Raw genomic sequence first — 15,514 nt, forward strand, 5'->3', positions numbered from 1 at the left:
GTATTTAATGAGTGGGGAATGTTTTAAGGGGAGACGTGCTTTTCAGAGAAAGATTAAAGCTAAGTTAGGGAGACTTGGATGGGGGAGCGATTATCGGTGGGGTGCTTCTAGGAAACAGTAACATGAGATCTTAGGATGACTTTACCAATAGCTTTGAATGTTTCACCGCGTTCTAAGCTAAGTTGGATATCATTGCGGTCTGAGAGGGTAAGGTGTCTGTGTTTTGTAATAATAAGGACTCATTTCTAACGCAAACGTCTCAGACTTAATTCTACCATAAAAATCCATTTTAGACTAAGAACACTTCGAAAGCTAAAGTGGAACTTACTTTGGGAAATTACCCTCTCTGCGTTGTAAAATGAAGTGCAACAGAAAAGACATGTTAGTCTGATATACTAGAGTTCCCCCAACTCAGTATAGAAAGCAGATGAACATGTCCACTAATCATTCTACCAAAAATCGATCTTATTCACACCTCTCAGCCTCTGAACGAGGAGAAATTAGTGCCTATCTCAAGATGGGTAAGAAAACCGCTGAGATTGCTCGCCTTCTAGGTCCTCATCGCTCGACGATCAGTCGCGTGGCAGCGTCACTCAAGTTCAAGATAAGAATGGAAAACTCTTATACTCAAATGTCTACTTTCCAGACAGTGGTCAACGTGTCTATGAGACCAATCGACAAAATAGTACTTATTGCAAACTAGGAGATTGTTCCAAGACCTTCTTTGAGAAGTTGGAGAAGACTTTGAAATCCCAACCTCGCTGCCACAGTATCGATACCTTTGTCCAAACCTACAAAGAGGAACATCCGTTTGAAGTCATTCCGTCAACCAAAACAGTGTACCGTTACATCAAAGATGGCCTGTTGACGATTAAACCAATTGATTTACCTAAGATGGTGAGCATCCGAAAACGGTCTAAAGTCACATCTAAGGTCGCAAAGAAAGTCCTAGGTAATTCCATAGAAGAACGTCCTGAGTCAATTAACGACCGTTCTACGTTTGGTCACTGGGAGATTGACCTTGTACTCGGTAAGAAAACCAAGAGTGAAGCTGTTGTTATGACCTTGGTAGAACGCCAGACTCGGTTTGCCCTTGCTTGTAAATTGCCGAATAAGCAAGCAGAGACGATTAACGCTACAGTTAAGGAACTTCTTTAAGGATATTGAAACATTTGCTCGTTGTGTTAGAGGACATTGGTCGGTAGAAAGCATGCACTGGTTATTAGATGTTGTTTATCGAGAAGACCATAACCAAACCTTGGATAAACGGGCTGCCTTCAATCTGAATGCCATCCGTAAACTATGTCTTTATTTCTTAAAAGTCATTCAATTTCCTAAAAAGGATCTCAGTTATCGTAGAAAACAACGCTATATTTCTGTCCATTTGGACAATTATTTACCACAGTTATTTGGATAGTAGAGGTCGACTAATGGATATAAGTAGTTATCCACCTTTCAAAAATTGCTCCAAAGTACAAAAAGACTAGAAGAAGTTTTTCATGCGTTTGGCGTGAAATATTGGTTAATTATCTAGCATTTTGAAGTTATTTGTGATAGAATATCAAAAGCGTAGGTTTTTAAACTCATCCCGTGAGGTGAGAAAGACATTTCAGGAAAAACGAAGAGCCTATGACTACTAATTATAAGACTGGGCTCTTTTTGTGTGCCTAGATGGAGGAATCATGGAATTAAAAGTGCATGTTAGAGAACATGAGAATCATACAGCGTTAGATCTTGATGTTTCAAAGGTTGATTTGATTTTAGATGTTGAGGAAAAGCCAGAGTTTGCTCAAGGATTGTTGCTTTCTTTCCAGCACGTTTTTGCGATGTTTGGGGCTACGATTTTGGTGCCGCTTATTTTGGGAATGCCTGTGTCAGTAGCACTTTTTGCATCTGGTATTGGAACTTTGATTTATCAGGTAGCTACGAAGGCTAAGGTACCGGTTTATCTGGGGTCATCTTTTGCTTATATTACAGCTATGGCAACGGCTAATGAAGCTATGGGTGGAAATGTTTCGGCGGCTCAAACAGGTGTCTTCTTTGTTGGTTTGATTTATGTTGTAATCGCTGGTCTGATTAGTGTTTTGGGGACTAAGTGGATTGACAAGGTTCTGCCGCCAATCGTTATTGGTCCTATGATTATTGTCATTGGTCTTGGTTTGGCTAATTCTGCGGTCACTTCGGCTGGCTTTGTTGCGGATGCTGATTGGCGTAATATTTTAGTGGCTATTGTAACTTTCTTGATTGCTGCTTTTATCAATACTAATGGTAAGGGATTTGTTAAAATCATTCCATTCTTATTTGCAATTATTGGTGGGTATACCTTATCAATTCTTTTAGGACTTGTAGATTTTACCCCTGTCTTAAAAGCTGCTTGGTTCGAGGCTCCGCAATTCTATCTTCCGTTTAAAGCGTCTGGCTTTAAATCTTATGACTTTTATTTTGGACCTGAGATGATTGCTATTTTGCCAATTGCTGTGGTAACAATAGCAGAGCATATTGGAGATCACACGGTTTTAGGCCAGATTACAGGGCGACAATTTTTGAAGGAGCCAGGGTTACAACGTACGTTAATTGGTGATGGTGTAGCGACAGCCTTCTCAGCTTTTATTGGTGGCCCAGCTAATACAACCTATGGTGAAAATACTGGGGTTATTGGGATGACACGTGTTGCTTCTGTCTCAGTTATTCGTAACGCTGCTTTTATTGCCGTTGCCTTTTCATTCTTTGGAAAATTTACAGCTTTGATTTCAACGATTCCGAATGCTGTTTTAGGAGGGATGTCAATTTTGCTGTATGGGGTTATTGCGTCAAACGGATTGAAAGTATTGATTGAGCGTCAGGTAGATTTTGGTCAGGTTCGTAATTTGATCATTGCTAGCTCAATGTTAGTACTCGGTCTTGGTGGGGCAGTGCTTGATTTAGGAGCTATTACATTGTCTGGAACTGCTCTTTCAGCTATTGTTGGGATTCTTCTTAACTTGATTTTGCCGAAAGAATCAGTTGCAAAATAGATAAAAAGCAAACTCACTGTTATGGTTGAGTTTGCTTTTTGGTTATTTTTTGATGTCATTTAAGATAATAGCCATTGCTTCATCTAAGGTGTGTTCAGAGGTGAAATAAGTTTCTGAGAAGCGCTCCAAGTAATCTTTTTCGAGCCACCATCGCTTCATATCTGATACTGAAAAGTCGTTAACCTTGTCTCTGGTTTGATGGCGTCGGATGGTTTCTTGAAAGGGTAAATCATAATAATAAGCATAAGCATTGTCTCCGTAAAGCTCGGCTATTTTATCCCAAAGAGGGGCATACCAGTCTCTATGGAGAATACCTTCAATAATGACGATGTCATGATGCTGGTAGGCATGTTCGAGGAGAGTGAGGTAGAGAGGTATGGTCGGTGTTTCATAACCATCTTTGGCGTTTAGAATGAGGCGACGTAGGGTGTCTTGAGGAAGAAGAATGGTCTTTTGACCGAGTTTTTGTTGAAGTTGGAGCGCTAGAGTGGATTTACCGGACCCAGAATTACCACGAATGAGGATGAGCTGTTTCATTTGATAACTTCTGACTTGAGATAGGCATCAACTAAACGTTCGGTTGCCTCAACAGAATCAGTGTGCGTACGTTCGTAGGAATGGCTAGACTCAATACCTGCTCCGAGTAGAGCGTGCTTAACTTCTGCGCCAGCTCGCATAGCTGCAGAGGCGTCACTACCGTAATAAGGATAGATGTCGAGTTTATAAGGGATATTATTCTTTTCAGCTAGAGCTACCATGTGTTGGCGCAACTCGTAGTGGTAAGGCCCTGAACCATCTTTGACGCAGATGGAGACAGTGTATTCATCGGTTGCCTGGTCATCACCCATGGCTCCCATGTCAACGGCAAGGTATTCGACTGTTTCAGCTGGTAGGCTAGAGTTTGCACCGTGTCCAACTTCTTCAAAGGCTGAGAAATAGAAATGGGTGGTATGTGGCAACACGACAGCATTCTCTTTGTAGGTTTTGAGGAGTTTGATGAGAATGGCTGCGCTGACTTTGTCGTCGAGGTGGCGAGACTTGATAAAGCCTGATTCTGTAACAACAACGCGAGGGTCAAAGGAAATGAAGTCACCGACTTCGATACCTAGCGCACGTGTTTCCTCAGCTGTTGTGACTTTTTCATCCAAACGAATTTCCATATTGGTTTGATTACGCTCAGCAGTTCCAGCATCACGATAAACATGAACAGAGGTTTGGTGCATGAGGATAGTACCAGAGATTTCTTTGCTGTTTTTGGCAACGTGAACAGTACAGTTTTCGCCTTCGATAGCGTTATAAACAAAGCCACCTACTAAATCCATTTTGAGACGACCGTCTGGCTTGATGGCACGAACCATAGCACCAAGAGTGTCAAGGTGTGCGGTTACGACGCGGTGTTTGCTGTCATCAGTTCCTTTAACAGATACCATAAGGCCACCTTTGGCAGTACGGACAGGGGTATAACCAAATCCTTCAAGTTCCGCTTGAACGTAGTCCATAATAGTGGTTGTGAAACCTGTTGGTGACGGGATATTACAGAGGTTTATGATGTAATTGATGGTTGTTTGCATAAAAATCTCCTTCAAAAGTAGTGATAATATAGTAAACTGAGCAGGAAATAGAACAAGGCGAAGAGTTGCTGATAAAGTGAGAGCATCAAAGCGACTTAACGATTCCCGATTCTATATACCAGACAATACTTTTGGCCAATTCAAGCTCATCTCTAATAGGCAAGCCGTTCTCAAAAGCGAGAGGAATACTTGGTTATAGGTCTCTTGCTTTAACCATGGCATTTGGAAATAATCGGGTTAGTTGATAGCCTATTTTTGATAAAATCCCAAGGCTAAGAGATTGTCATTGGTCGTTATCAGCTGGCAATGAGAAAAGCCCAGTTTGTTTACTCCTTGATCTGCTAATGTTAGTAATTGACTACAGATTCTTTGTTGTGGAAGAAGGCTATCTGAGGATAGGATTTCAAAGTGTTGTTCATTGATTTTCCAAGTAACCATGCCATAAATCCTATTTTGCTCTATGGCGACCATTCCTTGACAGTCGAGTAGATTGATGGATTTTCCTCTGATAGCTACGGTAGGCTTCCCAATGTTGTTGGAAAAATTGGCGATATCATTCTAGTGACAGAGAGCTTAGTGGTTGGTAATCCATTGCACTTGTCTTTCTAAAATAACAGCTGCTAGGCGTTCAATATCAGCACTGGTCCCACGAAGTTCAAAATCGCCAAGGAGGGGAAATCCGAAACGTTTGCTGTATTGTTTGGCAGTAAGGATGTATTGGTGGTTGAAATTTTTATTGCCTGATCCAATAATGCCCATGCAGTTTTTAGCATTATCATGGGCAGCAATAAAGTCACCAAGTGGGCTGGTAAGGATTTCAATATCACCATGATCAACACCGTTCCCTCCTTCAAGATAGGTCGGAAGAAGTGCAATGAAGGGTTCTGTGACAGGGAAGGTCTCGTGATTGAGTTCCTTGATATTGATTTGACGTGTTGTGAGGTTGTGAGTTATTGCGAGATAGTCAGAGAGTCGTTTCACGAAGCTCTGCGTATTACCGCTAAGACTAATATAGACTAAAGTTAAGTCGGTCATAGTACTCCTTTCAAAAAATGCTAGTTTCATTATAGCACTTTTAAAAAGCTTGGTCATGGTAAAATCGGAATTATCTGAGATTAAAGTCGTGACAATGCTGAAGTGTTAATAACTTCTGATGATGTCAAAAATCAGAAATTTGAGGCGTAAGGGTTGTAATGGGACTAGCATGAGTAAAACAGCTGAGAGGTCTCTCAACTGTTTGTGATCATACTACATGATTTTAGCGTGGTAGTAGCAGTATCGTTCCCAAAGTTTTTCTGAGAGTTCCCCTCGCTCAAGAGAGTGTTTTACAGCACACTTTGGTTCGCTAATGTGTTGACAGTTGGAGAAATGGCAGAGCTTGGCAGTATCTAGAATCTGTTTAAATAGAAGTGATAAATCCAATTCTTTTACCTTATCAATTCCCTTAAAACCAGGAGTATCAATCAGTTGTATTTTCAATTCGGAACAATCTAACAAGAGACTACTAGTTGTGGTATGACGACCTTTTTCATCTGAACGTGTCTGGTTAGTTTTAACAGTTTTTTTCCCTAGTAGGTGATTAATTAGGGTTGATTTTCCGGCGCCAGAAGCCCCTAGAAGTAAGACTGTGTGATGTGGTTGAAGCTTGAATAATAGAGTTAGTATCTTGCGTGCTGATTGCTGACACATTGATTTGTGGGTACAGTTGGTTGATTTGGTCAAGGATGGATTGATAGGTAGGAACCAAATCTTTTTTAGTGAGTATAATGTTTAAAGCAATGTTTTCTTGAGAAAAAACTAAATAAAAACGTTCTAGTTTAGCTAAAGAGAAATTTTGATCTAGAGCAATTAAAATGAGTATTTGGTCAACATTGCTAGCAAGTACCTGCTCTTTTTTGATTTGGTGATCATCTTTAATGGTTCTATTGCTCGATTTTGTGACTAGATTTTTTCGTGTCTGAAGTGTTAGGTGATTTTGTTTATACTTAACAATGTCGCCAACATAAAGAGGAACATTGCATAGTTTTTTTAAAACAGTCAGTTCTGCGTCAGCATTTTTCAAAAGATAAGAGATACGAGTCTCTGAGATGATGCGAAATAAAGTCATAAGTTTCCTTCTGGAAAACTAGGTTGGGAAGAATGGGAAGTTTATCTGATTAGGAGCTAGTAGCCCGTTTTCCTATTTTAGACTAATAGACCTCGCTTAATCAGATGTCCATTATATTGTTTCATAGGTATCACTCTCCTTTCATAATGTTATTATACCAAAAACGAACCGCTGATTTAGCAGTTCGTTGGAAAAATTAATGCCCTTTCCGACGGATAAGTTCTGCAAGGCTTGCTAGCAGTCCAAATCCAAAGAAGGTTATGGCAACTGAATCAGCTTCTCCTGTTTTTGGTAACATGGTTGAGGATGCTTTTGCTTGTTGTGCTTGATAAGAGTGAGCTACAAGCTGATGGATGTCTTGACGTTCTTTTTCTGAAAGCGTTGGTTTAACGACAGTATTAATAGTTGGAACAGTAGTGGCTGGTTTGATGTAAGTGAATTTGAAGTCACCAAAGCCTCCAACACTGGAAGCTCCAATATATGAGATATCGTTGGCATTCCAATTAAGTCTTTAGCTTTCTCAGCACTTAGAAAACGTAAGTCTAAATTAGCAATGCTATCTGTAAAATACCAGTTGCTATCGGCGGATGGGTTGATTGTCTTTTCAGAAACAATATAGTCGATAATAGCTTGGCGATTTTCTAAGTTGAGTAGGTAGTTTACACTTGCATTTTTGACACCTGGGGAAGTTCAACTTGCACGATAGTTGTTTGTGACTACCATAAATTCTTGATTGTCAGCAACTGCTACACCGTTATATTTGAGGTTCCGAACGCGACTTGCATCTGCATTGACAAGATTACCATTACGATCATATTTGCTTGGTTGAGTCACATCGTATTCGTAAGTGACACCATCAATCACATCGAAATTGTAGGTACGGTAGTCTGTGTTGACGAGATTTTGCGGTTCTTTTTTATTTGGATCGATGGTGTTGAATTGTCCTGCTGACATTTCTAGCTATTCTTTTAAATCAGTGCCAGTGATTTTGAGGATAGCAGCAACATTATCATAGAGGTAAAGGTCGGCAACGTTTTTGATAGCGATTGGACCAGCAGGGATATCTGTATAGGCTGTTGGATCATTCCGTGTTCCAACTTTAAATGGAGCTGCAGCTGATAGAAGAGGGAGATTAGCGTACGGTGTGCCAGCTAGTTCTTTTTTAGCGTACCAAAGTTGTGCATTATTCACGATTTGAACAGATGAATTGTCTTTGACTAATGCAAAGTAGCTAGTAATAGGTGCGGTTGTTGTGCCAACTTGTTTCCGAACGTATTCGATGGTACCATTGTGAGCTTCTTTTGCAATGTCAAGGATAGTTTGATCAGCTTCAGATGATTTTGTATTAATTTTACGGATTGAGCTTTGACTTTTATCTTTGTTAACAGTCCATCTGCCATTTGTATAAGTGGTATTGAGGTCAATGATTCCTAAATGATCACCGTATTTTCCTGCCATGGTAACAGGGGTTCCGTTAATTAAAACGCGTACTCCACCAACACCAGCATATTTTTCGTAAAATCCAGTTCCTTTACCAGATGGAAATTCAGCGTGAGAGTGTCCTGTTACCACAGCATCAACACCTGAGATACTTGCGATTTGGTAACCAACGTTTTCTTCACCTTTTTCATAGTTATCATCACCGATACCAAAGTGAGAAAGGACAAGGATGAGATCCGCGCCAGCATTTTTCATGGTAGGGATAATCTCAGTAATAGCTTCGACAGCATCTTGAACAACAACCTTACCTTCAAGATTTGCCTTATCCCAGTTCATAATTTGTGGCGGTACAATACCTGTAATACCAATGTTGACAGTAACATTTTTGCCAGTGGTGTCTTTAAAGTTTTTTGGTAAAATCACATAAGGATTGAAGGCTAGTGCATTTGTTTTAGCATCACGTACATTGGCATTGAGGACAGGAATATCAGCGGTATCAAGAACTGTTTTGAGGTAATCTAAACCGTAGTTGAATTCGTAGTAACCAAGTGTGCTAGCATCAAAGCCAAGTGCTTCAAGTGCAGCGTACATTGGGTGCTGCTCACCTGGTTCAACTTTATCTATGATAGCCTTATAAGTACCGAGAGGAGTTCCTTGGATGAGATCACCATTATCAACAATGACAACGTTTGGATTTTCTGCTTTTGCTTTTTTAAGAAGAACGGCTGTTTTAGATAAACCTATATTCTGAGCTTCTTTATCTTGATAATAATCATAGTTGACAAGATTTGTATGAAGGTCAGTTGTCGAAGCGATACGAATATCAACAGTTTGCCCTTCAACGGGCGTTACGAGAGTTGTGTTTGGAGTAGGTGGATTTTCTAGAGAAGTCGCTATAGGTGTCTTATCAGTAACATTCTCAGTGGTATTTTCGATAGGAGCAAGACCTTCAGTAACCTCTTCTGTCGTTGAGGGTGCTTCAAGTGTAGGTGCTGTTACTGAAGTAAGTCCAGTTGTATTTTCATCTGCTTGAGCAAGGCTAGCGCTGGCTAGACCGGCTACTATTAAAGAGAGGGCAAGAGCATTTTTTGAAAAATAGTGTTGTGACATAATAAAACATCTCCGTTTGATAGTTTAAAATTTTTTTAGAAATTTTGGTGCTTATCCACTATACAATATGTAAGCGTTTTTTTAACTGGTTTTTAAAAATAACCGTATGTTATTCGAAACTAAAACATTTAATATTCGGTATATATGGAAGATGTTATCTTTTTTCAGGATAGAATAACTAATTTTTAATTGAAATATCTAGTTTTTATATTTAAATTTTCGGTTTTTACAGCTATTTTTTAATTTATTGAGTGTAAAGGGGGCTAGAATAATAGTTTGCTAGTGGGAGGAGACAGGGGAAAGTCACTATTTGAAGTGTTGAGCACTAGCGTTGAAAAAGAAAATAATGTGACAAATCAAGGCTATAAAAATCCTTTTTATTTCTTCTTTTAATTTGAAATGTTTGTGAAAAAATGCAGTTGTTGCCAGCTATTATTTTTAACAAAAAAGTGTTAAAATAGATAAAATAAAATTCAAAAAAGTCAGATTTAAAGGCTAGTTCAGAGTTAATATAAAAAATAGAAAGTGAAAGGGAGCGATTATGCCGAAAGAAGTCAATTTAACAGGGGAAGAAGTAGTTGCTCTCGTAGCTGAATACTTATCTGAAGAAGATGTGGCCTTTGTTCAAAATGCTTTAGAATATGCAACTCAAGCACATTTTTATCAGGTGAGAAAATCGGGTGAACCTTACATTATTCACCCTATTCAAGTAGCAGGCATTTTAGCTAATCTTCATTTGGATGCTGTAACAGTGGCTTGTGGCTTTCTTCATGACGTTGTTGAAGATACAGAGGTAACCTTAGACGATATTGAGGATGCTTTTGGAAAAGCGGTGCGAGACATTGTTGATGGGGTAACGAAGCTAGGTAAAGTTGAATACAAATCTCATGAAGAACAACTTGCTGAAAATCATCGCAAGATGCTCATGGCCATGTCTAAAGATATTCGTGTGATTTTGGTCAAGTTAGCAGACCGTCTCCACAACATGCGTACCCTAAAACATCTTCGAAAGGACAAGCAGGAACGCATTTCGCGTGAAACCATGGAGATTTATGCTCCGCTTGCTCATCGTTTGGGAATTAGTCGTATTAAGTGGGAATTAGAAGATTTGTCATTTCGTTATCTTGAGGAGAATGAATTTTACAAGATCTCTCACATGATGAATGAGAAGAGACGTGAGCGTGAGGCCTTAGTTGATGAAATTGTTGGTAAAATCACCACATATACTCATGAACAAGGTCTGTACGGTGATGTTTACGGACGCCCGAAACATTTATATTCTATCTATCGTAAGATGCGTGATAAGAAAAAACGCTTTGACCAGATTTATGATTTGATTGCTATTCGTTGTATTATGGAGACACCGAGTGATGTTTATGCGATGGTAGGCTATATCCATGAGTTGTGGCGTCCGATGCCTGGGCGTTTCAAAGATTATATCGCAGCACCCAAAGCAAATGGTTATCAATCCATTCATACAACAGTCTACGGACCAAGAGGTCCAATTGAAATTCAAATCCGTACCAAGGACATGCATGAAGTTGCAGAGTATGGGGTTGCGGCTCACTGGGCCTATAAAAAAGGGCAAACCAGTAAGGTTGATAGCAAGGAATCAGCGATTGGGATGAATTGGATTAAGGATTTGGTTGAACTTCAAGATTCATCAAATGGTTCTGCCAAAGCTTTCGTAGACTCTGTTAAGGAAGATATCTTCTCAGAGAGAATCTATGTTTTTACACCAAATGGAGCTGTTCAGGAATTGCCAAAAGATTCTGGGCCAATCGATTTTGCCTATGCCATCCACACGCAAGTCGGTGAAAAAGCTACAGGAGCCAAGGTCAATGGTCGCATGGTACCTTTGACAGCTAAATTAAAAACAGGTGATGTGGTTGAAATTGTAACCAATCCTAATTCGTTTGGCCCGAGTCGTGACTGGATTAAGATTGTTAAAACGACTAAGGCAAGAAGTAAGATTCGTCAATTTTTCAAAAATCAAGATAAAGAACTGTCAGTTAATAAAGGCCGTGAGCTTCTCATTGATGTCTTCCAAGAAAATGGTCTTGTTGCCAATAAATACCTAGATAAAAAACATATAGAGGTAATTTTACCGCGCGTGAGTGCACGTAGTGAAGAGGCGATGTATGCAGCGATTGGTTTTGGTGAAATTTCTGCTCTTAGTGTTTTCAATAAATTAACGGAAAAAGAGCGCCGTGAGGAAGAGCGTGCCAAAGCTAAAGCAGAGGCAGATGAATTACTAAATGGTGGAGAGGTTAATCGTAGCAATCGCGATGTTCTTAAGGTAAAAAGTGAAAATGGGGTCATTATTCAAGGGGCTTCTGGCCTTCTGATGCGTATTGCTAAATGCTGTAACCCTGTTCCGGGAGATACGATTGAGGGGTATATTACCAAGGGACGTGGGGTAGCGATTCACCGTTCTGATTGTAATAATATCAAGAGTCAAGACGGCTATCAACAGCGTTTGATTGATGTTGAATGGGATGGTAATACAGGAAAAGAGTATTTAGCTGAAATTGATATTTATGGTTTGAACCGTTCTGGTTTATTAAATGATGTGTTGACTATCCTATCTAACCAGACAAAAAATATCTCAACGGTCAATGCACAACCAACCAAGGATATGAAGTTTGCGAATATTCACGTATCCTTTAGCATTCCGAATTTAGCAACCTTGACGACGGTTGTTGATAAAATCAAGGTTGTTCCTGATGTTTACAGCGTTAGAAGGACAAATGGATAGGAGATAGAATGAAAATTATTATTCAACGGGTTTCTCAGGCTTCTGTCTCTATTGAGGAAGAAATTGTTGGAGAGATTGGACAGGGGATCCTATTGTTAGTTGGTATTGGTCCGGAAGATGGTCAGTCTGACTTGGATTATGCCGTTCGTAAAATTCTTAACATCCGTATTTTTTCAGATGAAAATGGTAAGATGAACTTATCCATTCAAGATATTGGTGGTTCGATTTTGTCGATTTCACAGTTTACGCTTTTTGCGGATACCAAAAAGGGGAACCGTCCAGCCTTTACAGGGGCAGCTAAACCAGAAATGGCTAGTCAATTTTATGATGATTTTAATGCTGCCTTGGGACAAGTGGTGCCTGTTGCTAGAGGACGATTTGGGGCGGACATGCAGGTTTCTCTTATCAATGATGGTCCTGTGACTATCATTCTTGATACTAAGCAACCGTAGTAGCGTCTGCTATTTTCCTCAAAAATAACAAATTTTCCGTCATAAAGGCATAATTTTTTATAATGAAAAGGAGAGAATATGAGAGTATTTGTATTGGTGATTTTGGGAGTTTACCTAACTTTGGTAACTCTGATGGCAGTTAGCGGGCATTTTGTAGGTAAGATTATTACTAAGCGAAATATGCTGATGACTGTATTTGCAGTAGTTGTGACGATTGCCTTTACTTACATCTATCTAGGTCAACATCAGCCAGCGGGAATTTATGGTGTTGCTGGAGGACTGTTTGGGATTTCTGCTATTGCACTCAATAACGGCATTGCAATGCACCAGCGTCCAAATGTTAAACATCATGTTATTAGAATGCTTATTAATATCGTCTTTTTAGTCTTCTTATATATGGTAAAATAGCAGAGCTAAGGAGTTTTCAAAAGAATTGAGAATATTGTCGTCAAAAGGGGATTGATATTTAGGAGGAGAGTGATATGTTACAGTTGATTTTAGTCATTTTAGCGATTTTATTAGGACTTTTACTCTTTATCTTTTCAGCTAATCAAACTCATTATTTTTGGAATGATAGGCTTAAGAAAAAATAATAAAGGCGCCCTGGTGTGGGCGCTTTTGTCTATTTAAGGGGTGAATATTTATAATTTTCTTCTTGCAAAATCAATAAATTGGAATTTTTCGAGTTTGTGTCGGCTTTCGGTGAATTGGAACTGGCGGTTATCGGCTAAGTAGACTTTAGAGCGTATACAGACCACGTGTTTATCGCTACCCAAATCTAATAGAATTTTGTCCTGATCACGTGCGTTGTCAATGGTGATTTGTTTTTGAGCATAAGAAATAGCAAGATTAAGCTCTTTTTCAAGATAGGCATAGATAGACTGCTCTGCTATTTCCCGTGAAATAGAAGGGACGATAGGTTTGAGGAGATAGTCAATATCAAGGACGGAGGCGATGCTATCGACGACCCGTTGGCGCGTAATACGAAAAATATGGGCACCGATTGGAAAACCTGTTAGCTTGCGTAAGTCTTTATCAACGATGAGATTGTTAAGGCTGATGACGTTAGTTTTGGAATTCATGCCGTGAAGGGCTACTAATTCTTGATAGCTGGAAAGTTCAGAAACTGGGAAATTAATTAATTCTTGTTTTTTGACTTGTGATCCACGACCTTGAGATTTGCTAATCAGACCTTCCTTTGTCAAAAGGCTGAGTGCTTTTCGAACGGTGTCTCGGCTGGCCGTAAATTGTTCACAAAGCTCCATCTCAGTTGGCAAGTAATGTTCTACAGGGTAATGCCCTGATAAAATATCCTGTTCTAATTCTTTATAAATACGTTCATATTTTTTCATTTGAAACGATTTTTAACTCCTTTTGGGATTGGATGTCTATATTTTACCATACAAGTTGTTGTTTTTTAAGAAAAATTACAACTTTAGACCCAAACAAGTTGCATACAAATTTAGTATCGGATACAATTAGACTTGTAAAAAATAATAAATCCCTGAGGAGAATTGAAATGGGAAAATTTGAAAAAGATGCCAAAGAGCTCTTGAAGCTTGTTGGTGGTAAAGAAAATGTCAAAGCAGTAACTCACTGTGCGACACGTATGCGTTTTGTGCTAAATGATGAGTCAAAAGCTGATACAAAAGCTATTGAAAATTTAGCGCCAGTTAAGGGTACTTTCACCAATGCAGGTCAGTTCCAAGTCATTATTGGTAACGATGTGCCAATCTTCTACAATGACTTCACAGCCGTATCTGGTATCGAAGGCGTGTCTAAAGAGGCTGCTAAATCAGCTGCTAAGAGCAACCAGAATCCAGTCCAACGTGTCATGACCATGTTGGCTGAAATCTTTACTCCAATCTTGCCAGCTATCATCGTCGGAGGTTTGATTCTAGGTTTCCGTAATATTTTGGAAGGTGTTGGTTTTGAATTTCTAGGCCAAGCTATGGCAGATGGCAAGCCAGTTTTTGATGCGCAAGGTGAGCCTGTTTGGAATACCATTACAAACGTTTCCACTTTCTGGAATGGGGTTAACCACTTTTTGTGGTTGCCAGGTGAAGCTATTTTCCATTTCTTGCCAGTTGGTATTACTTGGTCAGTTACTCGTAAGATGGGAACATCACAAATTCTTGGTATCGTTTTAGGTATCTGTTTGGTGTCTCCACAGCTTCTTAATGCTTATGCTGTAGCTGGAACATCTGCCGAAGAAATCGCTAAAAACTGGGTTTGGGACTTTGGTTTTGCTACTGTAAACCGTATCGGTTACCAAGCGCAAGTTATTCCAGCTCTTCTTGCAGGCTTGTCACTCTCATATCTTGAAATTTTCTGGCGTAAATATATCCCAGAAGTGGTATCAATGATTTTTGTACCATTCTTGTCACTTCTGCCAGCTCTTATCCTTGCTCACACTGTCCTTGGTCCATTCGGTTGGTGGTTAGGTCAACTTCTGTCAACAGTCGTTCTTGCCGGATTGACTGGACCACTTAAATGGCTCTTCGGTGCTATCTTTGGAGCACTTTATGCGCCATTTGTTATCACTGGCCTTCACCACATGACAAATGCGATTGATACGCAATTGATTGCAGATACTGCAACACATACAACTGGTCTATGGCCAATGATTGCTTTGTCAAATATTGCTCAAGGTTCAGCAGTTCTTGCTTACTATTTCATGAATCGTCACAGTGAGAAAGAAGCACAAATTTCACTTCCAGCAGCAATTTCAGCATATCTTGGTGTTACAGAACCAGCCCTCTTTGGGGTTAACGTAAAATATGTTTACCCATTCGTCGCAGGTATGGTTGGTTCAGGTATTGCAGGCCTCGTGTCAACAACATTTAATGTTCAAGCTAACTCAATTGGTGTCGGTGGTCTTCCAGGATTCATGGCAATTAATGTGAAATACATGGCTCCATTCTTCCTATGTATGGCAGTAGCGATCGTGGTACCATTTATCTTGACTTTCTTCTTCCGTAAAGCGGGTATTCTTACTAAAACAGAAGACGAAGCAAAAGCATAATGTTATAATAGATTAAAATGGAAAGGGGGCTTGGGTT

At 39.6% G+C, this 15,514-nt stretch carries 9 protein-coding genes and 6 pseudogenes; 7 read left to right on the plus strand and 8 right to left on the minus strand.

Going from position 1 to position 15,514, the window contains the following annotated elements; genetic code table 11:
- Positions 1–110: 110 nt before the first annotated feature.
- A pseudogene (locus ACFPQ3_RS08490) lies at positions 111–230 on the minus strand (helix-turn-helix domain-containing protein); the annotation flags it as partial.
- 203 nt (positions 231–433) lie between these two features.
- Between ACFPQ3_RS08490 and ACFPQ3_RS08495 the strand changes: the two are divergent.
- The 3 genes and pseudogenes from ACFPQ3_RS08495 to ACFPQ3_RS08505 all read left to right on the plus strand — a co-directional run.
- Positions 434–1,155 (plus strand): annotated as a pseudogene (locus ACFPQ3_RS08495) (IS30 family transposase); the annotation flags it as partial.
- Positions 1,156–1,183: 28 nt separating this feature from the next.
- Positions 1,184–1,417: pseudogene (locus ACFPQ3_RS08500) on the plus strand (ISAs1 family transposase); the annotation flags it as partial.
- A 265-nt stretch (positions 1,418–1,682) separates the two neighbouring features.
- Entirely contained in the window at positions 1,683–3,014 is a 1,332-nt protein-coding gene (locus ACFPQ3_RS08505; protein WP_156805982.1) for a uracil-xanthine permease family protein, read from the plus strand.
- Positions 3,015–3,056: 42 nt separating this feature from the next.
- Here the strand turns inward: ACFPQ3_RS08505 and ACFPQ3_RS08510 are convergent, their stop codons facing one another.
- The 6 genes and pseudogenes from ACFPQ3_RS08510 to ACFPQ3_RS08535 all read right to left on the minus strand — a co-directional run bounded on the left by ACFPQ3_RS08510 (position 3,057) and on the right by ACFPQ3_RS08535 (position 9,242).
- Complete coding sequence (locus tag ACFPQ3_RS08510; protein WP_156805983.1) at positions 3,057–3,551, minus strand: AAA family ATPase; 495 nt, start codon at positions 3,549–3,551, stop codon at positions 3,057–3,059.
- The gene (locus ACFPQ3_RS08515; RefSeq protein WP_156805984.1) at positions 3,548–4,585 is read right to left on the minus strand and encodes a M42 family metallopeptidase; all 1,038 of its coding nucleotides are present in this window, start codon (positions 4,583–4,585) and stop codon (positions 3,548–3,550) included. Before ACFPQ3_RS08515 ends, ACFPQ3_RS08510 begins: the two co-directional genes overlap by 4 nt.
- Positions 4,586–4,834: 249 nt before the next feature.
- The gene (locus tag ACFPQ3_RS08520; RefSeq protein WP_156805985.1) at positions 4,835–5,023 is read right to left on the minus strand and encodes a hypothetical protein; all 189 of its coding nucleotides are present in this window, start codon (positions 5,021–5,023) and stop codon (positions 4,835–4,837) included.
- 135 nt (positions 5,024–5,158) lie between these two features.
- The gene (gene nrdI / locus ACFPQ3_RS08525; protein WP_156805986.1) at positions 5,159–5,620 is read right to left on the minus strand and encodes a class Ib ribonucleoside-diphosphate reductase assembly flavoprotein NrdI; all 462 of its coding nucleotides are present in this window, start codon (positions 5,618–5,620) and stop codon (positions 5,159–5,161) included.
- A 213-nt stretch (positions 5,621–5,833) separates the two neighbouring features.
- A pseudogene (gene rsgA / locus ACFPQ3_RS08530) lies at positions 5,834–6,692 on the minus strand (ribosome small subunit-dependent GTPase A).
- Between the two features lie 196 nt (positions 6,693–6,888).
- Positions 6,889–9,242 (minus strand): annotated as a pseudogene (locus ACFPQ3_RS08535) (bifunctional 2',3'-cyclic-nucleotide 2'-phosphodiesterase/3'-nucleotidase).
- Positions 9,243–9,783: 541 nt separating this feature from the next.
- Between ACFPQ3_RS08535 and ACFPQ3_RS08540 the strand changes: the two are divergent.
- The 3 genes from ACFPQ3_RS08540 (at position 9,784) to ACFPQ3_RS08550 (ending at position 12,860) form a co-directional block, all read left to right on the plus strand.
- Positions 9,784–12,000 carry a RelA/SpoT family protein gene (locus ACFPQ3_RS08540; RefSeq protein ID WP_156805989.1) on the plus strand — a complete coding sequence of 739 codons (2,217 nt, stop codon included), beginning with the start codon at positions 9,784–9,786 and terminating at the stop codon, positions 11,998–12,000.
- Positions 12,001–12,008: 8 nt separating this feature from the next.
- On the plus strand, positions 12,009–12,452 hold the full coding sequence (dtd, locus tag ACFPQ3_RS08545; protein ID WP_156805990.1) for a D-aminoacyl-tRNA deacylase: 444 nt from the start codon (positions 12,009–12,011) through the stop codon (positions 12,450–12,452).
- A 78-nt stretch (positions 12,453–12,530) separates the two neighbouring features.
- Complete coding sequence (locus ACFPQ3_RS08550; RefSeq protein WP_156805991.1) at positions 12,531–12,860, plus strand: hypothetical protein; 330 nt, start codon at positions 12,531–12,533, stop codon at positions 12,858–12,860.
- Between the two features lie 233 nt (positions 12,861–13,093).
- On the opposite strand, the gene treR is transcribed toward ACFPQ3_RS08550, so the two are convergent.
- Positions 13,094–13,804, minus strand: coding sequence for a trehalose operon repressor (treR, locus tag ACFPQ3_RS08555; protein WP_156805992.1), 711 nt, complete (start codon positions 13,802–13,804; stop codon positions 13,094–13,096).
- Positions 13,805–13,971: 167 nt separating this feature from the next.
- Here treR and treP point away from each other — a divergent pair.
- Positions 13,972–15,471: pseudogene (gene treP / locus ACFPQ3_RS08560) on the plus strand (PTS system trehalose-specific EIIBC component); the annotation flags it as partial.
- Positions 15,472–15,514: the final 43 nt, after the last annotated feature.

Origin of the sequence: Streptococcus caledonicus (assembly GCF_042656225.1) — a bacterium.
Classification (GTDB): Bacteria; Bacillota; Bacilli; order Lactobacillales; family Streptococcaceae; genus Streptococcus; species Streptococcus caledonicus.